We start from the raw sequence: 26,080 nt of genomic DNA, 5'->3' as shown, positions 1-26,080 counted from the left end.
ACGGATCAGGGCCGAACCATCCGACCCGCTAATCAGACAGGGTGCCACAGCGGCAACCCTGTCTGAGATCGCGCGGCTGCCGTTTCATGAACACGCTCTGACGGATCAGCGCCAACAGTCCGACGCTGGCGCAGCAGGAACATTTTTCCCCATCCCCGCCACGTCCCCATCGCAGGGGCATTGGGATCACAGGGAAACCGACCGCGCCACCCTGTTGGCAACGGCAAGCCGCAGTTTTCGGCACGGTCCAGCATCCAGACCAGCGGAATATTGGACAACCCACGCGCGGCTGGATAATCCCCGACCTGACCGCCGACATCGCCATGCGCCCCGGCAAACCAGACCTGTTCCAGCGTTCCGGTAAAGTCAGACCCACATTCCCACAGAATCGGCGTGAACACTTCGCGCGTTTCATCCAGCGCCAGCGCATGATAGCCGTGCTTTACCGCAGCCCCCAACGCGTGATTGTGAAAAGAGTGATGGGGTTCTGACCATTGCCACAGCACCGGCAAACGCAGGCCCAGCGATTTCACCGTGTCCCACACCCCGACCATTTCAATATCAACCCGCTCATGACAATAGCGCGCTGAAAACACTTGTGCCGCCGGGCTGCCCTGCATGGTCTGATAGTGGCGATAGGCCAGCGTAATCTGTCGCTCTGTTGCGTGTTCAGGTCTGAGCAACCCCACATTATCAATCACCCCGGCCAGTGACCGCACCGCATAAGCCCCGCGCGAATATCCCATCAGGAAAATCCGGTCGCCGGGGCGGTAGCGGCTGGCCAGATAGCCATAGGCACGACGTATCTGCCGGTTGATCCCCCGCCCCATCAAAACATCGGCGGTGTTGCGCCAATCCTGCCACTGTATCCCCGCCTCGTAATAGACCGACACGGGGGCACCGATTTCAGACAACAGGCGATAGGTCAGCCCCGCATTGGTTTCTTCACCAGCCTGCAACGACGACATCGTGCCATCCAGAATGATGACATGGCACAGCGCCCCCCGCCCCGTAGGTTGCGGGGCGCTGTGACCTTCGCGTTGGCCGGGCCATGCCCAGCCAAACAGGCGTTTACCCAGTCTGCGAAACATCTTGCAGATAACCCCAGACACGGGATGGCGTCAGCGGCATGTCCACATGGCGCACCCCGCTGTCCCACAGCGCATCCAGCACAGCATTCGTGGTTGCGGCCATCGCCCCCACGGTCCCGGCTTCGCCGCAGCCTTTCATCCCCATCGGGTTGGCGGTGGACGGGACTGGTTCGGTTTCAAATCGGAAAAACGGCATATCAGCCGCGCGCGGCATCGCGTAATCCATAAAGGTTGCGGTCAAAAGCTGCCCGTCCTCGTCATAGACGGTCTGTTCCAACAAGGCCTGCCCGGCCCCCTGCGCAATACCGCCGTGAACCTGACCTTCGGCCAGCATCGGATTAATCAAATTGCCGAAATCATCCACCACGGTGTAGCGCACCAGATCGGTTTTGCCGGTTTCGGGGTCTACTTCGACCTCGGCCACATGGGCACCGTTGGGGAAAGAACGCGCTGGCAGGGTGGCACGGTCTTCATGCGTCAACAGATCGGTGCGGCCATCGGCCCGCGCCATCGCCGCCGCTTCGACAAAGGTCGGCGTCAGATTCGATCCCGGCGCGCGGAATGTTTCATCGTCAAAGCTGATCTGATCCGCATCAACCCCCATCTTTTCCGCCAGATAAGGGGTAAACGCCTGCACCATTTTCGCCACGGTTGCCAATGTGGCATTGGTTTGCACGGTTACGGACCGCGATCCCCCGGTGCCACCACCCTGGGCGATCCGGTCACTGTCCCCCTGCACCACCTGAATCAGGTCGAACGGAATCCCGGTCTGATCCGACAGGAACTTGGCATAAACGGTTTCATGCCCCTGCCCATTCGATTGTGTGCCGACATAGATCGTCACGGTGCCATCCTCGTTAAACTCGACTTTCGCGCCTTCCGAAGGATCACCCAGAATACTTTCTATATAGTAACACAATCCGATCCCGCGCAATTTTCCCTGCGCGGCACTGGCCTGTTTGCGCGCGGCAAAACCGCTGCGATCCGCGAAACTGTCGGCGTGGTTCAGAACGCGGGAAAAATCGCCCACGTCATAGGTTTCCCCCGTCGCGGCCTTGTATGGGAAACTGGCGACCGGAATGAAATTGCGCCGCCGCAATTCCCACGGGTCCACCCCCAATTCACGGGCGGCCATGTCCATCATGCGTTCCAGCACATAAATCGCCTCGGGGCGGCCAGCCCCGCGATAGGCATCCACATAAACGGTATTGGTGTAATACCCCTCGGCCCGCAAATAGGTGGCTTGCACATCATAGGTTCCCATCAGCACCCGCGAAAACAGCGTGGTCTGGATGATCTGCCCGAAATTGGAATTATACGCCCCAAGGTTACACCGCGTATCCACCCGATACCCGATGATCTTGTTGGTTTCATCAAAGGCCAGCGCCGCCTCGCTGACCAGATCGCGGCCATGATGGTCGGACAGCATCGCCTCGGTCCGGTCGGACATCCAGCGCACCGGCAGGCCCAATAGCATCGCGGCATGGGCGCAGGCGTAATATTCGGGATAAGCCGGGGATTTCATGCCAAAGCCACCGCCCACATCGGGCATGGTGACGCGCACATTTTCCGGCTCCAGCTTCAGCACATTGGCGAAATGCGTTTTCGGCCCCCAAACGCCCTGTCCGTTGAAACATACATGCAGGCGGGTGCCATCCCATTCGGCATAGCAGCCGCGCGGTTCCATCGCGTTCACGATAACCCGGTTATCGCCCACCTCCATCCGCACGACCTTGGCCGCGCGATCAAACGCCGCCTGACAGGCCGCTTCGTCCCCCATATCCCAGTCAAAGGCCAGATTGTCCGGCACATCGTCATGCACCGCAGCCCCACCCCGCGCCAAATCCATTTTGGCGGGCAATTCATCGTAATCCAGCTCAATCAGCTCTGCCGCATCCCGCGCCTGATCCAACGTTTCCGCCACGATCATCACCACAGGTTCCCCGACATAGCGCAGCTTGCCCGTGGCCAATACCGGGCGGTATGGGCTGGCGGCGTCTGATCCGTCCCGGTTCTTGATCGTTACACCCCAGATGCTTGCAGTAATGCCTGCCGCCTGCATCCCGTCCCCGGTCAAAACCAGCCGCACTCCATCGGCCTGTTCAGCGTCCTGCGTATCCAAGGTTGTAATCGTGGCATGGGCCACCGGCGACCGCATCACATAGGCATAAAGTGCCCCTTCGGGCGCAACATCATCCACATACCCGCCGTGGCCGGTCAGAAACCGCAGATCCTCGACCCGCGTGACCGACTGACTTTTCCCGAATTTTTCCATCTGGCGTCCTCTCGCTTCCCTCAGGGTCCGAGATTAGCCTGTCAGCCGCAACTGTCCAGAGGGCGCGCCGATTACAACGCCGCCACCGTCACCGGATCGCCCAAACCATAGCCATTGAACCGGGTGGCAATCGCCAGCGAATACGCCCCCATGCCGGAAAACAGCACATAATCGCCCTCGGTCGTATCGGCAGGAAAGGCAATCGGCTCCGGCAAACGATCCAGACTGTCACACGTCGGACCAAAAGCAACGCGCTTGATCCCCGCGCTTTGGCGTGGGGTGCCGTCAGGGGCGTAAACCTGCACCCGGTCATTGCCGCAAATATCACGCAATTCCGACAATGCGCCGTAAATGCCATCGTTCAGGAACACCGCCCCATTCGGGCGCAGGGCCTTCACCCGCGTGGCCAGCGTAAAGGCTTCGGCCACCAAGGCCCGCCCCGGTTCGCACACCAATGCGGGCGGGGATGTGAAACCTTCGGTCACTGCGTCTTGGATACGTGTAAAAACCCGTTCCAAATCTGGCGCTGGTCCCCGCCAGTGCGATGCAAACCCGCCCCCCACGTTCAACCGCGCAAGCGACACACCCGCCCGCCGCGACACATCCGCCGCCACACGAATATAGGCGACCCATGCCTCGGGATCCCGACATTGCGTACCGGGATGAAAGGTAATCGCCGGGCGATAGCCACGCCGCGCGACCTCTTGCAACAAGTCAACAGCCGCATCCGGGCCGACCCCGAATTTTTCCCCGAAATCATAGGCCGCCCCCGTCACCGGCAGCGCCAGGCGCACGCTGACCTCGATCGCGCCCAGCGGGGCCAGCTTATCCAGTTCAGACAGCGCATCGACCGAGGCAGACGTCACCCCATACCGCAGCGCGGCCTGCACTTCTTCGGGGGTGCGCACCGGGTTGTTGTAATGCAGCACCGCATCGGGGCAGACCTCGCGCACGGCCTGCATTTCAGCGGGCGAGGCCACGTCAAAGGCCGTCACACCGGCGGCCACCAGATTAACCAGCACTTCGGGGCGGGTATTGGCCTTGACCGCATAAGTCACCAATCCCGGAAACCCATCCAGAAACCGCCGCGCCTGCGCTTGCAGCACCAAGGGGCTGAAATACATCACCGCATGATCCGGGCGATGGCGTTTCAGATGGGTCAACGGGTCCAGCCAATAGGGTTCCGCGCGCATATAGTGGAGTCCTTGTCCTGTTGAATTGCGGGGCCAGCCCGCTGATTTTCTTCACAATGCAAGAATTTACAGTCGATCTGGATAGGTATTCCGCCTATTGTGACGAAAATTATCGCCAAATCGCAGGATATATTCATGCTAAGTGACGAAACAGATGCTGCATTGCTGGCCCTGCTGGCCGAAAACGCCCGGATGCCCGTGGCCACGATGGCCCGCCGCCTTGGTTTGGCCCGCACCACCGTTCAGGCACGATTGGATAAGCTAGAAAATAACGGCACCATCGCAGGCTATACCCTGCGGCTTGGGGCATCCCTGCGCCCCCGCGTTCGGGCGACGGTTCTGCTAAGCGCGGAACCTCGGGCCAGCGCGGCGATCCTGTCCCGCCTGAAATCCCTGCCACAGGTCGAAGCCGTCCATAACGCCAGTGGCCGCTTTGACATGATCGTACAGGTGGCCGCCGACACGACCGAGGAACTGGATGACCTGCTGGACAAAATCGGTGACGCACAGGGTGTAAAAAGTTCAGAAAGCCTGATCCACTTATCAACGAAGATTGATCGCCGCCTCTGAAACGGCCCGCCAACGGGGGTCAAAGCCCCGCAACCTTGGTTCTTTCTTGGTAAAAATATCCAATTCCGCCCTTTCGCCCCACGCATAGCTTTATGGTGCGTCACTGCGCGGCCCACCGGGCCGCGACCCCGCCCGCCGCAGGCGAAGGCTGATTTCAATCAGCCCCGGTCGGGTCACTCTTGTCCAAACAACCCAGTCAGTGCGCGCCGCACCAATGCGGTAACGGACGGGCGTTTGGTGCGGGAAAATGGCAGCGGCCGGCAAACCTCGATTGCCGCCACGCCAACCCGTGCCGTCAAAGCGCCATTCACCACGCCTTCGCCAAAACGGCGGGACAGTTTGGACAACAAACCACCCCCGGCCAACGATCCGATCAGGTCATCCCCCACCGCCACGGCACCAGTGGCCACCAGATGCGTCATCACCGCTCGCGTCAGCCGCCAGCTTCCCAATGTTCCCGCGCGACCACCGTAAATTTCCGCCACCCGGCGGATCATCCGTAAATTCGCGGCCAGCGCCGCGAAAACATCGGCCAATGCCAAGGGCACCAACGCTGTCACCGTCGCAACCTGCCGGGCCGCCGCCTCGACCTCGCGCAGGGCAGCCTGATCCAGCGGGGCCAGCAATGTCGCTTCGGCCAGTTCCAGCAGGGCATCCGCATCGAATTGGTCGTCCTTGCGTTCGGCAAAATTCGCACGCGCCCAATCCAATTCTGCCCGCCCGGCATAAAGCGCCTCTAACCGCCGCGTGACATCCCGCGCCCCAGACAGGTTTTTATCGGCCTTTGCTTCGGTCGCCGCCCGATGCAAGTTATCCAGTCGCGCCAGACGGCTGAACGCAGCCAATTCCCGCAATGCTGCGATCACCAAGACCAACAAAAACGCAACGATCAACGCCGTCACCGCAAATCCCAGCAGCGGCATCCGCTCGATCAGCCCGGTGGCAAAATCCCATGCCGCGACAGACAGCACCGCCGCCAGCAGCGACAGCCCAAGCCCCCAGAACCAGCGCGCCAGCCCTGCCCCGCCAGCAGGCCGCGCAGCCATAGCGACAACCTTGTGCATCGCCGCGCCCTCGGGCGGGGTCAGATCGGGAACCGGCGGGGCGGTATCCGGCCCCTCTGCCGGGGCGGTGTCTTCAAGATCAATCAGGACCGGGCCTTTCGTCATGCCAGCCGCTCCTTTTCCCAGACAAGCTGCACATCGGGCAGCCCTTCGTCATTGCCCTCGCCCGAGGTATGCGCGACTTCGGCAAAGCCCTGCGCCAAATAGAAGGCCCGCGCCAAATGATTGCTTTGCAAGGTCCAAAGCTCCAGACGGCCCACCTGTGTTTTGGCATCGTTCAGCAACCGCCGCCCGATCCCATACCCCTGCGCCCGCGGATGCACATATAACCCATGCACCCGTGACGCATCCCGGATGATAAATCCCGCGATGCCCTTCTCATCCTGTAGAAAGCGCACCCAGCCCCGCAGGACCACCTGCGCCATCAGTTGCGCATCGGTCAGCCAGCCGCGCCCGACGCCCCCCGCAAATCGCGTATGTATCCACAGGATGCTCAGCAGCATCGGCACATGCCACACCCGCGCACGAACAGGGGTCTGCGCCGCCCCAGTCATGACAACCGATCCCCGATCAGAAATTGCGCCGCCCGGTCCAGCCGGATATGCGGCGGCCCCTCGCCCGGTTTCAGCGACAGGGGCGCGGGGGCGAAGGACATAATCCTGTAATCGGCGTCCAGCCATTTTTCTTCTCCGGCTCGGGCGGGGGATAACAATCGGGCGGGGTCTTCGGGCAGCGCACCGGGATAAAAAGCCGCGCGTTTCCCAGTTTCCAGCAGGGTGCCCCGCACCACCTCTAGCTGGCGCCCCTCGTGGGGCATGGTATCTTCGGTCGTGGCCCGGATCGACGCTATCGCCAACGCCGCCGTCTGCGCCCCGGCAAAATCGGCCCGGTCGCGGGCATCACGGGTCAACGCCTCCATGATCGCGGTCAGGCGGGCGTGTTGCGTATGATGCAGATGATCGGCCTTGGTCGCCGCGAACAGTATTTTCCCCACCTTTTGCCCCAGCAGCAACCGCGACAGGAACGCGCTTTTGCCCGGCCGGAAGGCAGACAGAATATCAGACATCGCGTGGCGCAAATCTTCTACCGCCTGCGGGCCATTATGAATGGCCCCAAGCGCATCAACCAATATCACCTGCCGGTCGATCCGTGCAAAATGGTCCCGGAAAAACGGTTTTACCACGCGGGCTTTATACGCCTCGAACCGCCGCTCCATTTCCCGCAGCAGCGACCCGCGTTTCGATGCGGCCTCGGCCACCATCGGCGCAAAGGTCAGCACCGGACTGCCCGCCAGATCGCCCGGCAACAGGAACCGCCCGGGCGTACAATCGGAAAACCCGGCCACCCGCGCGGCGGTCAGATAGTCGGTAAAAGCCTGCGCCAATCCCTGCGCTGTGGCTTCATCATGTTCGGCTTGTGGATCGGTGGCCCGCAACCGCACCAAATAGTCCTGCGCCATATCCCGCCGCGCCAGTCGGTCCAAGGTTTCACTGGCCCATTCGGCATAGCTTTTGTCCATCAACCCAAGGTCAAGCAGCCATTCGCCGGGGTAGTCCACAATATCCAGATGGATCGTGCGCACGCCCGACAGACCCGAAAGCAACCCCGTGGGGCGCACTTTCAGCGACAGGCGCAATTCGCTGACGGATCGGGTGCTGTCCGGCCAATGTGGCGCTGGCCCGGTCAAGGCCGTCAGATGGGTTTCATATTCAAAGCGCGGGATCGTGTCGTCAGGTTGCGGTTGCAGATACACCGCTTCGATCCGCCCCTCGGCAGCGGCCAGCAATCCGGGCACCCTGCCCCGATCCAGCAAATTGGCCACAAGCGACGTGATGAAAACAGTCTTCCCCGACCGCGCCAATCCTGTAACCCCCAACCGGATCACAGGTTCAAAAAAGGTTTCCGATATACTGTCACCGATGGCTTCAACCCCTCGGGTCAGCCCATCAGCCCAATCGGTCAGTCCCACACCCATTACCCTTTGTTATACCGTTGCCCGTTCAAGATAGGCATCCTTGCCCGCGCAAGGAAGCGCCCCCGTACATATCCCCGAAATTTGTCCAAAGATCGACATTTAAGCAGAAATTATAATGTTTTCCGAAGCGATGGCTTTCGCGCCACGAACGGGGGCTTTTCGGTCCGGTGGAATCGCGATATGGCCCGCCCATGCCCAGATTTGCAATGTTGGTCGAATATCACGGAGCGCCATTTGCCGGATGGCAGCGGCAGGCCGATCAGCCCTCGGTTCAGGGGGCGATCGAAGCCGCGCTGGCCAAGCTGGAACCCGGCCCCCACACAATCGCCGCCGCCGGACGCACCGATGCGGGGGTTCATGCGCTGGCGCAAGTGGCCCATTGCGACCTGACGAAAGACTGGGATCCCTTCCGCCTGTCCGAAGCCCTGAATTTCCATCTGAAGCCCCAGCCCGTCGCCATACGCAAGGTCGTGCAGGTAGCCGATGACTGGCACGCCCGGTTTTCCGCGGTCGAACGTCAGTACACGTTCCGTCTGTTGATGCGCCGCGCCCCGGCCACCCATGATGCCGGTCTGGTCTGGCAAATCCAGCACCAACTGGACCCAGACCCAATGCGCGAAGCTGCCCAGTATTTGCTGGGTAAACACGATTTCACCACCTTCCGGTCCTCGATCTGTCAGGCCGCCAGCCCGGTCAAAACGCTGGATGAGCTGCGCATAGACCGGGTCGAGGGCTGGTCTGGCCCCGAAATCAGGTTTTTCCTGCGCGCGCGGTCGTTTCTGCACAATCAGGTGCGCAGCTTTGTCGGCACATTGGAACGCGTCGGGGCCGGGGCATGGGCACCCGAAGACGTGAAAACCGCCCTAGAAGCGTGCAATCGCGCGGCCTGTGGCCCGGTTTGCCCGCCACAAGGGCTATACCTGTCCGGGGTCGGCTACCCGGATAATCCATTCGATTAACGCCCCGGAAACACGGCAACGAACCGGGTACTGGATATAATAGGCGCAAGGGGCGTTCCTTTTGGACAAGCCGCTTTCCCTTCCCGGTCCAATTCGCTAGATGGGTCAGCAACGAAAATCTGACGCGAGTTCTGGATCATGGCGATGGAAAAGACCTTCGACGCGGCCGAAGCCGAAAGCCGCCTGTACGAAGCCTGGGAAAAAGCAGGATGCTTCAAGGCCGGGGCAAATGCCCGCCGGGCTGAAACCTTTTGCATCATGATCCCGCCCCCCAACGTCACCGGGGCGCTGCATGTGGGCCATGCGTTCAACAACACGCTTCAGGATATTCTGATCCGCTGGCACCGGATGCGTGGGTTTGACACGCTTTGGCAGCCCGGACAGGACCATGCCGGGATTGCCACCCAGTTGCAGGTGGAAAAAATGCTGGCCGCGCAAAACCTGCCCGGCCGCCGCGACATGGGCCGCGATGACTTCTTGAAAAAAGTTTGGGAATGGAAAGGCCAATATGGCGATACGATCATCAACCAGTTGAAACGGTTGGGATCGTCCTGTGACTGGTCGCGCAACGCCTTTACCATGTCGGGCGCACCCGGCGCACCGGAATCCGATCAGCACGGGAATTTCCACGATGCCGTGATCAAGGTCTTTGTGGAAATGTATAACAAGGGCCTGATCTATCGCGGCAAGCGTCTGGTGAACTGGGACCCGCATTTCGAAACCGCGATTTCCGATCTGGAGGTCGAAAACATCGAAACCCCCGGCCACATGTGGCACTTCAAATACCCGCTGGCCGGTGGCGAAACCTATGAATACATCGAAAAGGATGAAGACGGGAACGTTACCCTGCGCGAAACGCGGGATTATATCTCGATCGCTACGACGCGCCCGGAAACCATGCTGGGCGATGGCGCTGTGGCCGTGCATCCCAGCGATGAACGCTATGCCCCCATCGTGGGCAAACTGTGCGAAATTCCGGTGGGACCGAAGGAACACCGCCGTCTGATCCCGATCATCACCGACGAATACCCCGATCCCAGCTTTGGGTCGGGCGCGGTGAAAATCACCGGCGCACATGATTTCAACGATTATCAGGTGGCCAAACGCGGCAATATCCCGATGTATCGTTTGCTGGACACGCGCGGGCATATGCGGGCGGACGGACCGGATTACGCTGAATCCGCTCTGCAAGCGCAGAAATTCAGCAGCGGCGCGACCTTCACCGAAATGCAAGTGGACGGGTTGAACCTTGTCCCCGATGAATTACGCGGGCTGGATCGGTTCGAGGCGCGAAAACTGGTCGTGCAACAGATCACCGACGAGGGTCTGGCCGTGACCACCACCGAAATCCAAAAGGATGACGAAGGCAACGAGGTCCAGGTGACCGTGCCTTATGTGGAAAACAAACCGATCATGCAGCCTTTTGGCGACCGTTCCAAGGTTGTGATCGAACCCATGCTGACGGACCAGTGGTTCGTGGAAACCACGAAAATCGTGGAACCCGCATTGGAGGCCGTGCGCTCGGGAAAGACCAAGATTATCCCTGAGAGCGGCGAAAAAACCTATTATCACTGGCTGGAAAACATCGAACCGTGGTGCATCAGCCGCCAGTTGTGGTGGGGGCATCAGATCCCGGTGTGGTATGGTCTGTATCTGGCAGCCGAGGATTTCACCGATGACGAAGGCGACGGTGATCTGGATGTCGTCGAATTGGGCCGCCTGCTAAACGAAGGCGGAATGCTGCACCGGGGGGACGTATCGCACTGTGCCGCATCCTTCGACGCTGTGACAGAAAAGTTCGTCGATGATAACGCACGCATCCCCGCGCCGCTGTCTCATGCGCAGGTGATCGAAGTCGCGGACAAGCACGCCGCCATCCATGCCTTCGCGGAATCGCTGGCTCACTATGCTATCGACCAAGACCCGACCAAGCTGGTTTATCCGGTCTGGCGCGACCCCGATGTTCTGGACACTTGGTTCTCTTCCGGTCTGTGGCCGATTGGCACGCTGGGCTGGCCCGAACAAACCCCGGAACTGGCGAAATATTTCCCCACCGATGTGTTGATCACCGGCTTTGACATCCTGTTCTTCTGGGTGGCGCGGATGATGATGATGCAACTGGCCGTGGTTGATGACATCCCCTTCCACACCGTTTACCTGCATCAGCTTGTCCGCGACGAGAAGGGCAAGAAAATGTCGAAAACCACGGGCAACGTCATCGACCCGCTGGAAATCATCGACGAATACGGCGCCGATGCGCTGCGCTTTACCAATGCGTCGATGGCGGCCATCGGCGGCGTGCTGAAACTGTCCGAGGACCGGATCAAAGGCTACCGCAACTTCGGCACCAAGATCTGGAACGCCACCCGCTTCGCGGAAATGAACGGTGTCTATGAAAACGGCGCCCCTGCATCCGGCATCCCAACGGCAACCGCCACGGTGAACAAATGGATCATCGGCGAAACCGCCCGCGTGCGCGAAGCCGTAGACGAAGCCCTGACCGCCTATCGGTTTAATGATGCGGCAAATGCGCTTTATGCCTTTGTCTGGGGCAAGGTCTGTGACTGGTATGTGGAACTGTCCAAACCGCTGCTGATGGATGGATCGGACGCCGAAAAGACCGAAACCCGCGCCGTCATGGGCTGGGTTCTGGATCAATGCCTGATCCTGTTGCACCCCGTCATGCCCTTCATCACCGAAGAACTATGGTCCGTCACCGGCGACCGGCCCAAGATGCTGGTCCATGCCGATTGGCCCGAATATGCCAGCGCGGACCTGATCGACGCAGGCGCGGACAAGGAAATGAACTGGGTGATTACCCTGATCGAAGAAGTCCGCTCTGCCCGTGCGCAAATGCATGTGCCTGCGGGTCTGTATGTGCCGATGCTGGTCACAGGGCTGGACGACGCAGGCCGCGCCGCATGGGACCGCAACGAGGTGCTGATCAAGCGCCTTGCCCGGATCGACAGCCTGACCGATGTGGCGGACTTCCCCAAAGGCACCGCGACGATCCCGGTCGAAGGCGGCACCTTTGGCCTGCCGCTGGCCGACATCATCGACGTGGACGAAGAAAAGGCCCGCTTGGAAAAGGCACTGGGCAAACTGGCCAAGGAACTGGGCGGTCTGCGTGGGCGTCTGAAGAACCCCAAATTCGTCGAAAGCGCCCCGGACGAGGTGGTTGCCGAAACCCGCGAAAATCTGGCCCTGCGCGAAGAAGAAGAAACAAAGCTGAAAGCCGCATTGGCCCGTCTGACTGAACTGGGCTGATGCTACGTCTGCTTTAAAACAAAGGCGGTCCCTTGGGGCCGCCTTTTTCTATGCCCGCTTTCATCTTGCTAAAAATACTCATGGCGCAACGGTGGCCAATCACGCTTGGCTGAAATGACACGGCCCCTCACCCGGCGGACACCGCAGGCGGACAACGAAGTATAAAGCGCGCCAAAGGCGCACCTTGGGATCAAACTAGGCGGTGATTTAGCTGCGGGCTGCGGTCAGCGCGGCGGGCAAGGCCGTTTCCAGAAGATTCAGATCCTCGGGCCGTCCGGCGCTGATCCGAATACAGCGGTCCTGTGGCGCGACAAAAGGCATCCGAACGAAAACCCCACGCGCCACCAGTTCAGACAACACCCGCCGGGCAAAATCGCCATCGCCGCCACAATCCACCGCAACGAAATTGGTGGCCGAAGGCAGGGCGCTTAGCCCGTTGGCCTGTGCAATGGCAGCAATACGATTGCGGGCCGCTGTGACATTGCCCACCGTCTGCGCCAAATAGGCAACATCTTCCAGCGCGGCCAAGGCCCCGATCTGCGCGGCCCGGTTCATACCGAAATGGTTACGGATTTTATTGAAGGCGGTAATCAGCGGTTCCGCCCCCAGCGCGTAACCCACCCGCGCCCCGGCCAGCCCATAGGCCTTGGAAAAGGTGCGCATACGGATCAGGCGCGGGTCTTCGATATCCACCGTCGCCGAAGTGCCTTCGGGCGCGAATTCAACATAGGCCTCGTCCAGAATAAACAATGTGTCCGCTGGCAGGTCTTCCATCGCGGCGACGATATCCGCGCCTTTGTGCCATGTCCCCATCGGGTTGTCCGGATTAGCCAGATAGACCAGCTTCGCCCCCACCTCGGCCGCCTTACGGAACAAGGCGCGGGGGTCTTCGTGGTCATCGCGATAGGGAACCTTGTGCAGCACCCCGCCAAATCCCGCGACATGATAATTAAACGTGGGATAAGCCCCGTCGGACGTGACAACCGCATCGCCTTGTTCGATCACAAGCCGGACCAGATAGCACAGCAGCCCGTCAATGCCTTCGCCGACCACGATGTTTTCGGGGCGAATGGCATGATGCGCGGCCAGTGCTGCGCGCAGATCATGGGATTCCGGGTCGCCATACATCCACTGATCCGCCGATGCCTCTTGCATCGCGGCAATTGCACGAGGCGAAGGGCCAAAGACATTTTCATTCGCCCCAAGACGCGCCTTGAACGGGCGATTATTCATACGTTCCTGTGCCTCGGGGCCGACGAACGGCACGGTGGCAGGAAGCGAGGCAACAAGCGGGGTATATCGAGGTCCGGTCATGGCCGCCAGATAAACGCAAGCCGGTGCCGTGAGCAAGATGCTAAGCGTGCCCTGACGTTTCTGTGGCAATCAGTCCGATTTCGACGATACTGCCGCCGCATGATGGAGGAAAAGACATGGCCCGCGTATCCGTAGAGATCGAAAACCACATTGCCCGCGTGACCCTGACCCGTGGCGATAAAATGAATGCGTTGGATAACGCGATGATCGAAGCAATCGTCGAAGCAGGCGAAAGCCTGAAAACGAACGACGATGTGCGAGTCGTGGTGCTGTCAGGCGAAGGCACCGCTTTTTGCGCCGGTCTGGATGTGTCGAATTTCGGTAAATTCGCGGGCGAAGACCCCGAAACCCTACTGATGCCCCGCAGCCACGGGGCGGCCAACCTGTTCCAGCAGGTTTGCATGGTTTGGACACAAGTGCCGGTTCCGGTAATCGCCGCAGTGCATGGCGTGGCCTTTGGTGGGGGCATTCAACTGGCTTTGGGGGCCGACATTCGAATCGCGCATCCCGATACCCGGCTGTCGGTGATGGAAATGAAATGGGGATTGGTCCCGGACATGGGCGGCATGGCCGTCCTGCCGAAACTGGTGCGCTCGGATGTGATGCGCAAACTTGTCTATACCGCTGACCCCGTGGGCGCGCTCGAGGCGCAGGCAATGGGGTTGGTCACAGAGCTATCTGACGATCCCTTGGCAGCGGCGATGGAATTGGCCGGACGCCTGGCGCAAAAAAGCCCCTCGGCCATGCGGGCGGCAAAACGCTTGGCTGATTTCGCAGAAAGCGGCGCGGATGAGGCGGCGGTGCTGCTGGAAGAAAGCCGCGAACAGGCCGCGCTGATCGGTAAACCGCATCAAATGGAAGCAATCATGGCGAATATGCAAAAACGGGCGCCGGATTTTAAATAACACGGCAGACCGCAGGGGCGATGCGTCAGGGGCAGTACCACGCGGCGTATGTGGCGCTTCGAGTATTTTCGATCAGAAAGAAACGCAATTGCAGCCCTGCCCCGGCCAGTGCCCCAGCCAGTCGCGGCCAGCGGTGCACAGGGGCCGCCCACCTGTTCTTTCTTGGTAAAAATATCCAATTCCAACCAGCGCCTTGTCCACCATACTATGAGCAGAAAACAGGCGGCCCAACGGGCCGCCCCCCCTGCCCGCCGCAGGCGCAGGCTGATTTCCAATCATCCCCTTATCCCGCAGCGATGACCCCGGCGGCGGCCTCCAGTGCGCCGCTTCCATGCGGGATGTCCAGCGCGATCAACCCGGCCTGAATGCTGCCCAGCATTCCCATCACCATTTGGGCATTCACATGCCCCATATGGCCGATACGGAAGAACCCGTCCCCCGCCGGATCGCCCGGTTCAGACATCCCCAGACCGATCCCCAGCACCAATCCCACCTGAGTTTCCACCCATTTACGCAGCGCCGTGCCGTAAGGAGCGCCCAGCCGCAAAGATGTCACCGCATGGCTGCGGTCTGCCGGATTGACCACATTCAGTTCCATCGGACCGCCCTGCCCCCACGCATCGGCGGCAGCCCAGATCGCACGGGCCAGGGCGGCATGACGCGCCCAAACCGCCTCAATGCCTTCGGCATGAATCATATCCAATGCGGTCCGCAGCCCATACAGGTGATGGGTCGGGGCCGTTCCCCCGAAATACTGGAAAAAGAATTCGGGCTGGCTGCGCGGGGTCCAATCCCAATAGCGGCTGACCCGTTCCATCCCCGCCCGCTGCTTTGCCGCGCGGTCCCCGAAGAAAACAAAGCTGATACCCGGCGGCACCATCAGCCCTTTTTGGCCGGCGGCCACCATCACATCCACGCCCCACGCATCCATTTCAAACAGGTCGCAGCCCAGCGAGGCGATGCAATCCGCCATCAAAAGCGCAGGGTGCCCCACCGCATCCAGCACCTTGCGCAGCCCGGCAATATCATTGCGCACAGAACTGGAGGTATCGACATGCGTCGCCAGAACCGCCCGGATCTTGTGATCCTTATCCATACGCAGGGCATCTTCGACCCGGTTCAGATCAAACGGCGTTTTACGACCAAAATCAATGACTTGCAGATCACACCCCAAGCCACCGGCCATATCTGCCCAGCCGTGTCCGAACCGCCCTGTCACCGGAACCAGCACCCGGTCGCCAGCGGCCACGACATTGGACAGGGCGGCTTCCCATGCGGCATGGCCGTTGCCGATATAGATCGCAACACTCTGATCGGTCCGGGCCACGCGTTTCAGATCGCGGGTCAGCCCATCCATCATGTCGACCAATTCGCCCTCGTAAATATTGGGGGCGGCGCGGTGCATGGCACGCAGAACTGCGTCTGGCATGACCGAGGGGCCGGGAATGGCCAGATAAGAACGACCGTTGGCAAGGCTCATGGGGAAACTCCGTACTTTCGACCGATGTACAGTATCCGCCCCCAATCCGGCGTCAATTCCGCAAAACCACGGAATTGCACCAAACGGTCAAAGAACCGGGCCGATGCCTAAGGATTGGCCCGGTTCCGCCGCGACACCTGCCCGCGCCTCAGCCGGGAAAATGGCAGGCGACATCCGTATCGCCCACCGCCTGCAACGCAGGTTGGGTCAGCCGGCAGACCTCCTGCGCTTTCGGACAACGATCCGCAAAGGCACAGCCCTTTGGCGGGTTGATCGGACTGGGAGGATCGCCGCTGATTTTCAGCGGACGCACATAGCCCCGCGACTTGCGCCGCGCCAATGACGGCGCCGCCGACAAAAGCGCCTGCGTATAGGGATGCTGCGGCGCATCGAACAGCGCCTTTTTCGGCGCTTTTTCAACGATCTTGCCCAGATACATCACGGCCACATCATCGCAGACATGGCGCACCACCCCCAGATCGTGACTGATGAACAGATAAGACAGGCCCAGTTCCGATTTCAGCCGCGCCAGCAGGTTCAGGATTTGCGCCTGAATCGCCACATCCAGCGCGGAAACCGGCTCGTCACAGACCAGCAGTCTGGGGTTCGTTGTCAGCGCCCGCGCGATTGAAATCCGCTGCCGTTGTCCCCCGGAAAACTGATGCGGGAACAGGTTCAACTGATCGGGACGCAACCCCACCAGTTTGAACAATTCCACCACGCGGGCCTGACGTTCAGCCATCGTACCGATGTCCATCAAATCCATAGGTTCGCGCACGATATCAGCCACCCGCGCCCGTGGATTCAGCGATGAATAGGGATCCTGAAAGATCAGTTGCACATCCCGGCGACGCTGGCGCATCTGTTCGTCCGTCAGGGTCAGCAAATCCTGCCCCTCGAACAGGACCTTACCGCTGGACGACTCGGTCAGGCGGATCGCGGCCATTGCCGTTGTTGTCTTACCCGAACCGGATTCACCGACGATCCCCAGCGCCTTGCCCGCCTCTAGCTGGAAAGACACTTGTCGGACCGCTTCCAGATAATGACGGGGTGCAAACAGGCCAGCACGCGGCAGCGCAAAGCGAACGGTCAGATCCTGAACATCCAATAGCAGGCTCATAGGCGTCCCTCCTCGACCGCGTGACACGCCGCCGGGTGGTGGCCGTGATTGATCAACAGCGGCTTTTCCACCGCGCAGCGCGGCGCTTTATGGGCGCAGCGATCCGCAAAGGCACATCCCGCCCCCAACAGATGCAAGGGCGGCACGACGCCCGGAATTTCAGCCAAACTGTCATCATCCCGGCCCAAATTCGGGATGCAATTGATCAACCCCCGCGCATAGGGATGCAAAGGCATATCCAGAACATCGTCGGCGCTGGCGTCTTCGATCACGCGGCCCGCATACATCACCGCCACCCGATCCGCCATTTCGCTGATTGCCCCCATGTCATGCGTGATCAAAACAATCGCCGCGCCAAAATCGCGTTGGATTTCATTCAGCAGGTCAAAGATTTGCGCCTGTACCGTTACATCCAGCGCCGTTGTCGGTTCATCCGCAATCAGCACTTTGGGCCGACACGATACGGCCATCGCAATCATGACACGCTGACGCATCCCCCCGGATAGCTGATGCGGAAAATCCCGCGCCCGCCGGTCCGGGGATGGAATCCCCACCCGATCCAACAGGGCAATCGCGTCTTTCATCGCCTGATCGGCGCTGACCTTTTGGTGCAGCATGATGGCTTCGGCAATCTGGTCGCCCACGGTAAACACCGGGTTCAGGCTGGTCATCGGCTCCTGAAAGATCATCGCCACCTCGGACCCACGCAAACCACGCATCCGGGCTTCGCTGACCTTGGTCAGGTCTTCGCCGTTCAACAGGATTTCACCGCCCGCAATCTTGCCCGGCGGTTGCGGGATCAGCCCCATCACCGACAGCGCCGTGATGGATTTCCCGCACCCGGATTCGCCCACAACGCCCAGCGTTTCCCCCGCGTTCACATGCAAGGACACGGAATCCAGCGCCGTCACCTCGCCATAGCGGGTACGGAACGTCACCCGCAGATCATTGATTTGAAGTAATGCGCTCATCTTTCCCTCAATTTCGGGTTGAAGGCGTCGTTCAGCCCGTCACCGATCAGCGACACGGCAAAAACGGTGCAGAAAATGGCCACCCCCGGAAAGGTCACGGGCCACCACGCGTCCAATATGTAATCCCGGTTCGCGCCGATCATCAGGCCCCAGCTCATCGTGTTGGGATCGCCCAGCCCCAAAAAGGACAGGCCTGCTTCGAACAGGATGGCCACCCCGATGGTCAGCGTTGCCGACACGATCAGCGGCGGCATCGCATTGGGCAGGATAACCCGCCAAATGATCCGCTTGTTTCGCGCACCGATGGCACGAGCGGCAGTGACATACTCCAGCTCTTTGATTTTCAGGAACTCGGCCCGTGTCAGGCGTGCAGTTTGCGGCCAACTGACAACCCCGATGGCAAAGGCAATCGTGGTCAGCGTCGGGTCCAGCAATGTCACCAAAACCATTGCGAACAACAGCGCAGGCAACACTTGAAAAAACTCGGTGATCCGCATCAGCAGATTATCCACCCAGCCGCCATAATACCCGGCCAACGCCCCCAGTGCGATCCCAATCACCATTGTAATCGCCGCCGCCGCAGCGCCCACTGCCAGCGTTGGGCCGCCGCCGGTCAACATGCCCGCCACGATGTTCCGCCCCAGATAATCCGTCCCCAGCGGAAATTCCGGCGTTGCCCCCGGCACTTCATGCGGCGCCCAGACGATTTCAAACGGATCACCACTGTAAAAAAATGTCCCATATAGCGTGGCCGCCACAATGACCGTCAGCATGACCACCCCGAACAGCGCCGGGATATTGCGGCGGAACATGCGCCATGCTTCTAATGCGGGGCTTTCTGCACCGGCATTCAGGATGTCCTGTTCGCTCATGTCCGGCCTCCCTTGGGTTTCATCTTGCCCGAAATACTCCGGGGGTATGGGGGCTGGCCCCCAGTCTGCCCTGTCATCATCAGCCCTTCCCCCGCAGTCTGGGATCGGCCACGCGATAGCTCAGATCGGTCAGGATATTGGCAATCACCACCATCGCGCTGGCAAAGAACAAAACGCCCATGATGGTTGGATAATCGCGGCGCAGGATGGAATCGAAGGCCAGCCGCCCCATGCCCGGCCAGTTGAACACCGATTCCACCAGCAATGCGCCGGAAATCAGATTGCCGAATTGCAGCCCCGCCACCGTCAAAATGGGCAGCGCCGCATTGCGCAGCGCGTGTTTAAACAGCACCGATTTTTCACTGGCCCCCTTGGCGCGGGCCGTGCGGATGTAATCCGATCCCAGCACCTCTAGCATCGAGGCCCGCGACAGCCGCGCGTATTGCGCCAGATAGATCACCGCCAGCGTAAAGGCCGGAAGAAACAGATGATGCGCCACGTCCAACGCCTGCACCAGAAACCCGGCGTCGCGCAGCTTTACCGATTGCATCCCTTCCACCGGGAAAATCGGCAGCACGCTGGCAAACAGGATAATCAGCATGATCCCGGTCCAGAACACCGGAACGGCATAGCCGATCGTGGCAAAGATCGACACGAAGCCCGACATCACGCCATTTGGTTTACGCGCCGCAATCACCCCCAAAAACACCCCAAGCGCGATAGACAAAAGCTGTGCCGACAGCACCAGCAGGATCGTTGGCCCCACGCGATGCGCAATCAGGCCCGCCACCGATTGATTAAAGAAATAGCTTTGCCCCAGATCACCCTGCGCGACATTGGAGATATAAATCCAAAGCTGCGTCAGAACCGGCTTATCCAGCCCATATTCCTGCCGGATGCTGTCCAGCATTTCCTTGGTCGCGCCGCCCATTTCCCCCGCGATGACCACCGCAGGATCGCCCGGCGCCAAGCGGATCAGAAGGAAATTCAGAACCACCACGCCCAGCATCAGCAACAGGCCAAAGCCCAGCCGTCGTATCAAAAAAGATGCGTTCATCACATGTCCGAAAAGTCAGGGGGCAGGACGATCCGCGCGGGATCACCCTGCCCGTCAGCGTCAGATCACTCGGCCCATTCCAGGGTATCCATCGGGTGCATTGGTCCCCAGATACCCACCGGCGGGTTCTTCAGCTTTTTGTTATAGGCCGTGTGATACGGCAGCGCATTGATCCAGTAGACCGGCATATCGGTTGCCACGATTTGCTGGAATTCAGCATACATCGCCTTGCGCTTTGCCGGGTCCAGTTCGACCGCCGCTGCATTCAGCAGGCTATCCACCTGATCGTTGCAATAGCTTTGGGTGTTGGACCAGATCACGCCCTTTTTGATATTTGAACACAGATAGGTGCGATGCACGCCAATCACCGGGTCGCCCCAGTTGAACACAATATCCATCGACAGTTCAAAATCATGTCCCCCGACACGCCCCGCCCATGTCGGGAAATCGGGGGCTGCGCGGACTTCGATATTGATACCGATCTTTTTCAGCTGCGATTTCATATATTCCGCAACCGATTGCTGCTGTTCTTTTGAGCCGGGAATGAAATCAATCGTCAGGTCCATACCATCGGCAAAACCTGCCTCGGCCATCAGCGCCTTGGCCTTGTCCAGATCCACATCATAGGCCGGGATCGTTTCATCAAAGAAGGGCGAGCTTTCGATGATCGGACTGCGCTGTGGTTTAGACACCCCACGGTGCAGTGCCTTGGTGATGAAATTGCGATCCACGGCATAGGCAATCGCCTGCCGCACGCGCGGGTCTGACAATTTCGGTGATGCGGTATTAAAGGCCAGCCAGCTAATCGGGCCAATCCCGGCATAGCCCTGATCGGTGATGGTCAGGCTGTCGACTTTTTCCAGCCGTTTGAATTCCTGACTGCCCGCCATGTAAGGGTACATGTCGGCCTCGCCGTTTTCCATCGCGATCAACAGCGCCGAAGGGTCTTTGATGATGCGAATGATGATTTCATCCAGTTTCGGGCGACCGTCGATAAAGAAGTTGGGGTTTTTCTTCAGCACAATCGCTTCGCCGGGGGTAAACTCTTCCAGCATAAAGGGACCGGACCCCACGGGGGCCGCATTGGCCGGGTGGGATTTCGGGTCTTGTCCGTCACCATAGACATGTTTGGGCAGGATCGGTGCCAGCGCAGGCGACAACGCCAGCAACAATGCCGGGTGCGGTTGGCTCAGCTTGATGACAGCCGTATGGGCGTCCGGGGTTTCCACGGCTTCGACCGGGGCAAACATGGATTTGAACGGGTGGTTTGCCTTGATCGTCATGATCGAAAACGCCACATCCGCCGATGTAACAGGGGTGCCATCGTGGAAGGTCGCGTTTTGCACCAGATGCAAGGTCACGCTTTTCCCATCCGCAGAGGTTTCCCAGCTTTGCGCCAGATAGGGCTGCGGGGTCCAATCGGTATCATAGCGCAGCAGAGATGCAAAAATTTGCGTGCTGGGAACAGCGGTGGCGATCCCCGATTGCACCGCACCGTTCAAATGGCGCGGCACCTGCGTCGAAGCAATCACCAGCGTTCCACCTTCGGCGATGGCTGGTGCCGAGGACAGGGCAGATACAGCGATAGCTGCCGCGCCCATCAGGCGTGTCATGAGTTTCATAGGTCAGTCTCCCGGTTCGTTTTTTGGTTATTTATGGTTATTCAATCACGCTAACCGTGCGGATTGCCCCAGAAAACCGGGTTTTGTGTTGTCTGTTTTTACATTTTTTAGCGGAAACAAGCCGAATGCTACTCGGGCAGCAGCAATGGTTCATAGGAGCCGGAACGTTCCAAATCGCGTCCAATTTCCAGAACCACTTGAACCAGCTTGGATTTTTGTCCCGCCGCCGTATAGGCGATTCCGAACAACGGGTCATGCACCTGCCCCAGTATAGGCCGCGCAACATACCCGTTTTGCCCATGCCTGTCGGCGGGGCTGCAAATATTCAGGATTGAATACCCAAAATTCGCCGCAACCAGCGCCCGCAACACCGAGGACGATTTGGTGCTATGCACGATATTTGGCGTTAACCCCTGCGCGGTGAACAGGGAACTGAAATATTCCCCAGCACGCGCCAAATCCAACATGATCATCGGCAAATCCGCCAATTCCGGAATTGTCACGCCGTCTTGCTGTGCCAATGGCGACACATCGGGCAACAAGGCCCAAGGCCGCGCTCGAAACAGGGGCAGGAACGGCATGGTTTCCGGGGTCGAGCGCCGATAGGTCAGCGCCATATCAACCGCACCGCTGTGCAACATATCCACAATGGTCTGCATATCGCCTTCGCGCAGGTTGATGCGGATTGCCGGATATACCTCGGCGATCCGTTTCAGCAGTGGCGGCAACACATGCGGCGCTGTCGGGGCATAGCAGCCCAGATTCAACATGCCCTCGGGTTCGCCGGATAACGAGGACAGATCGTTTTCAAAAACCCGCGCTTGTTCCAGAAACTCGGCTATGCGTTTGCCCGCCACCTTTCCCGCCTCTGTCGGCATAATCCCTTTGGCCGGAACCCGACGAAACAATGGAACGCCGATCAATTGCTCCAGCATATCAATCGCTGCCGTGATCGAAGATTGGGAAATATTCATTTCCAGCGCCGCCTTGGCAATCGACCCAGTGCGCAGGGCCGCATCGAAGTAACGCAACTGTTTCAGCGTAAACTGCATGACCATTCCCCTATTTTTTCAGGTTAATGCTGACAGTAAATCTATTTTTGCAAACATCAATCATCCGTTACGCCTGAAAAAAACAACAGGGTGCGACATGTCGGATATTACCGTTTTCAAGGCTAAAAAGATCATCACAATGGATACAAACCACCCCACGGCGACCCATGTCGCCGTACAGGACGGGCGGATTTTGGCGGTGGGCGGGGCAGATTGCGCCGATCAATGGGGGGCCGTCACCCATGACGACCGGCTGGCCGATACCGTCCTGATGCCCGGCCTGATCGAAGGTCATGCGCATATGATGGCGGGGATCATCTGGGATTACGCCTATGCCGGATATCACGACCGGATGGACCCGAACGGCAAATGGTGGGGCGGCAAAACCGATCTGGATACGGTCGTGGCCGATCTGACCGAATTTGAAAAATCCCTGCCTACAGGCAAACCGCTGACCGGCTGGGGGCTGGACCCGATTTTCCTGGAAGGCGAACGCCTAAGCCGCCACCATCTGGATCAGATCAGCACCGACCGCCCAGTTGTGGTGATCTATTCCAATTTCCATCTGATGTGCGCGAACTCAAAGGCGCTGGAAATGGCGGGCTATGACCGCACGACCAATGTCGAAGGTGTGGTTAAAGACGCCAATGGCGACCCCACCGGCGAATTGCAGGAAATGGCTGCCATGTTCCCCATCATGCGCCGCTGCGATGTGGATTTCCGGGCGATGACGCTACAGGACCGTGCCGTCACATCCTATGCCGAGGTCTGCAAACGTGCAGGCGTGACCACCGCGACCGATCTGTTTTCCCATATGGAGGGCAGCGATCTGGACATGTTGCTGAACGTCACCGGAAAATCCGATTTTCCCATCCGCTTGGTTCCGGCCATCGCGGCAATCGGGGGGCAGCCACAGGAAATGGCCCAGCGCATCAAACGCCTGTCGGCCCACAGCACGGATAAGCTGCGCATCGGCGCGGCCAAACTGATGACGGATGGATCAATCCAAGGCTGGACAGCGCGGGTCAAATGGCCCGGCTATGTCGGCGGTCAGCCGAACGGCATTTGGAACACCCCGCCCGAACAGATTTACCAGATCGTCGAGGCGATGCAGGCCGAAGGCGTTCAGATGAACATCCACGTCAACGGCGACGAGGCCAGCGAGGTGGCGATTGACGCAATTGCCGCCGCCGCCCGCAAATACCCCTGGGCCGATGCCCGCCACGTTCTGCAACATTGTCAGATGATGGGGCGTGATCAATTTGAACGCTGTGCGGAATTAGGGATCTGCACCAATATTTTCTCGAACCATATCTGGTATTTCGGGGATCAGCACGCTGCGCAAACCATTGGCGAAGACCGCGCACAACGCATGGATGCCGTCCGTGGCGCGATGGATGCGGGGGTAAAGGTCGCCATTCATTCGGATGCCCCTGTGACACCACTGGGCCCGCTGTTCACCGCATGGTGCGCAGTCAATCGTCAAACCATGACGGGGCGCGTGCTGGGGGCAGAACAATGTATCAGCGTTCAGGACGCCCTGTATCTGATCACGATGGGCGCGGCATCCACGATGAAACTGGACCGGGAAATCGGTTCGATCGAGACCGGGAAGAAAGCGGATTTTGCCATTTTGGGGGATGACCCCACCGCTGTTGATCCGCAGGCGCTGAAAGATGTGCCAGTTCTGGGCACGGTCTTTGGCGGCGCGGTGCATCTGGTATGATGCAGCAACGGCTGCCGCTGACAGTAATCGGCGGATATCTGGGCGCGGGTAAAACAACGCTGATCAACCGCCTGCTGCGCGAAAACCACGGTCAGCGAGTCATGGTGATGGTCAACGATTTCGGCGCGATCAATATCGACGCCGATCTGCTGGAAAGCAGCGATGGCGACACCATGACCCTGACCAATGGCTGCGTCTGTTGTACGATGGGCGCGGATTTATTCATGGCAATGGGGGACGTTCTGAACCGTCACCCGCGCCCCGATCATCTGGTGATCGAAGCATCCGGCATTGCCGATCCCGCCCGCATCGCCAATGCCGCCCGCGCCGAACCGGACATGAGCTATGGCGGTATTGCCGTGGTGGTGGATGCGGTAAATTTCCCCGCATTGGCCAGTGATCCGCAGATCGGCGCACAAATTCGCGGACAGGTTGCCGTGGCCGATCTGATCCTGATTTCCAAAACGACGGATGGCATTCCCCCCGCGCTTGGCACGCAACTGCGCACCCTAAGCGCCGCGCCACAAATCAACCTGAACGGCGCGGGGGACGTGGCACCGCTGCTGTTGGGGGGCATTGTTCCCAGTGCCAACAAGACCAGCCCCCCGCTTCATCCCGCCTATATCGGCTGGAGCCACACCGGACCAGACCGCTATGGGCTGGACGAGATCCGCGCGAAATTATCCGCCGCACCCGACGGGCTGTACCGCGTCAAAGGTCATGTCCTGTCCACCGAAGGGCCAGGATGGGAGGTGCATGTCGTCGGTCGCTCGGTCGAAGTGAAATCGAGCAACGCCACCGAAACCCGCATCGTCGCAATTGGGCCGCAAGGAAAGATCGCGCAGGATCAAATCAATGAGTGGTGGGCAGGCTGATCCCTGCCCCCATCAGCGCGGCGTTCAACTGTGCTTCGATGGTGGCGACTTCGGCGTCACCGCCATCCGGCATGGCGCCGCGAACCGAATTCAGATCGCTGACATAGCCCCTGATCTGTTCCCGCACAGCAGACAGCGACCCATCCGGGATCACCCCGGCGTCGCGCAATTGCTGTTCCGTGGCCGGTTCCTTTTCCGGGTAGTGCATCAAATTCGCCACCCGATACCCGGCGGTAAACGTATGCCCCCGCGAAAACCACGCCTTGTAATCCGGCACGATCACCAGCCCCAGCGGTTCCGGCCCCAGCCCCGCCGCAAATAACCGCTGCAAGCACACATAATTTTCAGCCACCCGCCGCGTGACTGGCTTGGACAGAACCGCCTGCCATTCCGCCAGTGTCGCATGACGTTCGTTAATCGGTTGGCCGGTCAAAACCGCCTCTCGCTTTGGGGCGCGGTGATAGGAACAATGCACCAATCCACCGACCGAATGCAGCAGCTTCAATTGCCGTGCGGGTACATAAACCGCCCAAGCCCCCGCCGCCACGCGATGCGGCATTCGGTTTATCCGGGCGTGAAACAGGCCCAGCCGTACCCGTCCCAGCACTTCTATCGTAGCGTCATCCATATCGGCCCCGCCTTTTCATCCCGCACCCCCATGCACATATGTCGCGTCTGGACGCCTGTCAAAG

At 59.8% G+C, this 26,080-nt stretch carries 21 protein-coding genes; 6 read left to right on the top strand and 15 right to left on the bottom strand.

Translation table 11 applies throughout. From position 1 onward, the window contains the following. Positions 1-32: 32 nt before the first annotated feature. The 3 genes from FN828_RS15320 to FN828_RS15310 all read right to left on the bottom strand — a co-directional run bounded on the left by FN828_RS15320 (position 33) and on the right by FN828_RS15310 (position 4,559). Positions 33-1,091: a DUF2235 domain-containing protein gene (locus tag FN828_RS15320; RefSeq protein ID WP_142494315.1), complete on the bottom strand. Its 1,059-nt coding sequence runs from the start codon at positions 1,089-1,091 to the stop codon at positions 33-35. Beyond that, a complete protein-coding gene (locus FN828_RS15315; protein ID WP_142494314.1) occupies positions 1,072-3,366 on the bottom strand; it encodes a xanthine dehydrogenase family protein molybdopterin-binding subunit in 2,295 nt (764 codons plus the stop codon). Before FN828_RS15315 ends, FN828_RS15320 begins: the two co-directional genes overlap by 20 nt. Positions 3,367-3,437: 71 nt before the next feature. Then, positions 3,438-4,559 (bottom strand): type III PLP-dependent enzyme, encoded by a 1,122-nt coding sequence (locus tag FN828_RS15310; RefSeq protein ID WP_142494313.1) that lies wholly within the window; start codon positions 4,557-4,559, stop codon positions 3,438-3,440. Positions 4,560-4,694: 135 nt separating this feature from the next. On the opposite strand from FN828_RS15310, the gene FN828_RS15305 reads away from it, so the two are divergent. Continuing rightward, entirely contained in the window at positions 4,695-5,129 is a 435-nt protein-coding gene (locus FN828_RS15305; RefSeq protein WP_142494312.1) for an Lrp/AsnC family transcriptional regulator, read from the top strand. A gap of 173 nt (positions 5,130-5,302) precedes the next feature. Here the strand turns inward: FN828_RS15305 and FN828_RS15300 are convergent, their stop codons facing one another. The 3 genes from FN828_RS15300 to FN828_RS15290 are packed head-to-tail and all read right to left on the bottom strand — an operon-like array spanning position 5,303 to position 8,162. After that, positions 5,303-6,298 (bottom strand): YcjF family protein, encoded by a 996-nt coding sequence (locus tag FN828_RS15300; protein ID WP_142494311.1) that lies wholly within the window; start codon positions 6,296-6,298, stop codon positions 5,303-5,305. Then, positions 6,295-6,747 carry a GNAT family N-acetyltransferase gene (locus tag FN828_RS15295; RefSeq protein WP_142494310.1) on the bottom strand — a complete coding sequence of 151 codons (453 nt, stop codon included), beginning with the start codon at positions 6,745-6,747 and terminating at the stop codon, positions 6,295-6,297. Before FN828_RS15295 ends, FN828_RS15300 begins: the two co-directional genes overlap by 4 nt. Further along, the gene (locus FN828_RS15290) at positions 6,744-8,162 is read right to left on the bottom strand and encodes a YcjX family GTP-binding protein (protein ID WP_185959043.1); all 1,419 of its coding nucleotides are present in this window, start codon (positions 8,160-8,162) and stop codon (positions 6,744-6,746) included. Before FN828_RS15290 ends, FN828_RS15295 begins: the two co-directional genes overlap by 4 nt. Before the next feature lie 197 nt (positions 8,163-8,359). Here FN828_RS15290 and truA point away from each other — a divergent pair, with 197 nt between their 5' ends. After that, the gene (gene truA, locus FN828_RS15285) at positions 8,360-9,127 is read left to right on the top strand and encodes a tRNA pseudouridine(38-40) synthase TruA (protein WP_142494308.1); all 768 of its coding nucleotides are present in this window, start codon (positions 8,360-8,362) and stop codon (positions 9,125-9,127) included. Between the two features lie 138 nt (positions 9,128-9,265). After that, positions 9,266-12,394 carry a valine--tRNA ligase gene (locus FN828_RS15280; RefSeq protein WP_142494307.1) on the top strand — a complete coding sequence of 1,043 codons (3,129 nt, stop codon included), beginning with the start codon at positions 9,266-9,268 and terminating at the stop codon, positions 12,392-12,394. 207 nt (positions 12,395-12,601) lie between these two features. Here the strand turns inward: FN828_RS15280 and FN828_RS15275 are convergent, their stop codons facing one another. Further along, positions 12,602-13,708 (bottom strand): pyridoxal phosphate-dependent aminotransferase, encoded by a 1,107-nt coding sequence (locus tag FN828_RS15275; RefSeq protein ID WP_142494306.1) that lies wholly within the window; start codon positions 13,706-13,708, stop codon positions 12,602-12,604. A 116-nt stretch (positions 13,709-13,824) separates the two neighbouring features. On the opposite strand from FN828_RS15275, the gene FN828_RS15270 reads away from it, so the two are divergent. Continuing rightward, a complete protein-coding gene (locus tag FN828_RS15270; RefSeq protein WP_142494305.1) occupies positions 13,825-14,613 on the top strand; it encodes a crotonase/enoyl-CoA hydratase family protein in 789 nt (262 codons plus the stop codon). Positions 14,614-14,896: 283 nt separating this feature from the next. Here the strand turns inward: FN828_RS15270 and FN828_RS15265 are convergent, their stop codons facing one another. The 7 genes from FN828_RS15265 to FN828_RS15235 all read right to left on the bottom strand — a co-directional run bounded on the left by FN828_RS15265 (position 14,897) and on the right by FN828_RS15235 (position 22,787). Further along, positions 14,897-16,093: a pyridoxal-phosphate-dependent aminotransferase family protein gene (locus tag FN828_RS15265; protein WP_142494304.1), complete on the bottom strand. Its 1,197-nt coding sequence runs from the start codon at positions 16,091-16,093 to the stop codon at positions 14,897-14,899. Between the two features lie 148 nt (positions 16,094-16,241). Next, the gene (locus FN828_RS15260; RefSeq protein ID WP_142494303.1) at positions 16,242-17,213 is read right to left on the bottom strand and encodes an ABC transporter ATP-binding protein; all 972 of its coding nucleotides are present in this window, start codon (positions 17,211-17,213) and stop codon (positions 16,242-16,244) included. Beyond that, positions 17,210-18,184 carry an ABC transporter ATP-binding protein gene (locus FN828_RS15255; RefSeq protein WP_142494302.1) on the bottom strand — a complete coding sequence of 325 codons (975 nt, stop codon included), beginning with the start codon at positions 18,182-18,184 and terminating at the stop codon, positions 17,210-17,212. The genes FN828_RS15260 and FN828_RS15255 overlap by 4 nt, the downstream gene beginning before the upstream one ends. Then, the gene (locus FN828_RS15250) at positions 18,181-19,056 is read right to left on the bottom strand and encodes an ABC transporter permease (protein WP_142494301.1); all 876 of its coding nucleotides are present in this window, start codon (positions 19,054-19,056) and stop codon (positions 18,181-18,183) included. Before FN828_RS15250 ends, FN828_RS15255 begins: the two co-directional genes overlap by 4 nt. 79 nt (positions 19,057-19,135) lie before the next feature. After that, positions 19,136-20,113 (bottom strand): ABC transporter permease, encoded by a 978-nt coding sequence (locus tag FN828_RS15245; RefSeq protein WP_142494300.1) that lies wholly within the window; start codon positions 20,111-20,113, stop codon positions 19,136-19,138. Positions 20,114-20,178: 65 nt separating this feature from the next. Then, positions 20,179-21,735: an ABC transporter substrate-binding protein gene (locus FN828_RS15240; RefSeq protein WP_142494299.1), complete on the bottom strand. Its 1,557-nt coding sequence runs from the start codon at positions 21,733-21,735 to the stop codon at positions 20,179-20,181. A 128-nt stretch (positions 21,736-21,863) separates the two neighbouring features. Continuing rightward, positions 21,864-22,787, bottom strand: coding sequence for a LysR family transcriptional regulator (locus FN828_RS15235; protein ID WP_185959042.1), 924 nt, complete (start codon positions 22,785-22,787; stop codon positions 21,864-21,866). A gap of 97 nt (positions 22,788-22,884) precedes the next feature. Between FN828_RS15235 and FN828_RS15230 the strand changes: the two genes are divergently transcribed. Together FN828_RS15230 and FN828_RS15225 are read left to right on the top strand one after the other, a co-directional pair. Next, the gene (locus FN828_RS15230; protein ID WP_142494297.1) at positions 22,885-24,513 is read left to right on the top strand and encodes an amidohydrolase; all 1,629 of its coding nucleotides are present in this window, start codon (positions 22,885-22,887) and stop codon (positions 24,511-24,513) included. Beyond that, the gene (locus FN828_RS15225) at positions 24,510-25,388 is read left to right on the top strand and encodes a CobW family GTP-binding protein (protein ID WP_235891499.1); all 879 of its coding nucleotides are present in this window, start codon (positions 24,510-24,512) and stop codon (positions 25,386-25,388) included. The genes FN828_RS15230 and FN828_RS15225 overlap by 4 nt, the downstream gene beginning before the upstream one ends. On the opposite strand, the gene FN828_RS15220 is transcribed toward FN828_RS15225, so the two are convergent. Beyond that, positions 25,366-26,016: a hypothetical protein gene (locus FN828_RS15220; protein ID WP_142494296.1), complete on the bottom strand. Its 651-nt coding sequence runs from the start codon at positions 26,014-26,016 to the stop codon at positions 25,366-25,368. The two genes, FN828_RS15225 and FN828_RS15220, sit on opposite strands and share 23 nt — an antisense overlap. Positions 26,017-26,080: the final 64 nt, after the last annotated feature.

This window comes from Thalassovita litoralis, from assembly GCF_900182725.1.
Classification (GTDB): domain Bacteria; phylum Pseudomonadota; class Alphaproteobacteria; order Rhodobacterales; family Rhodobacteraceae; genus Thalassobius; species Thalassobius litoralis.
This window is presented reverse-complemented; position numbering and strand designations above follow the sequence as displayed.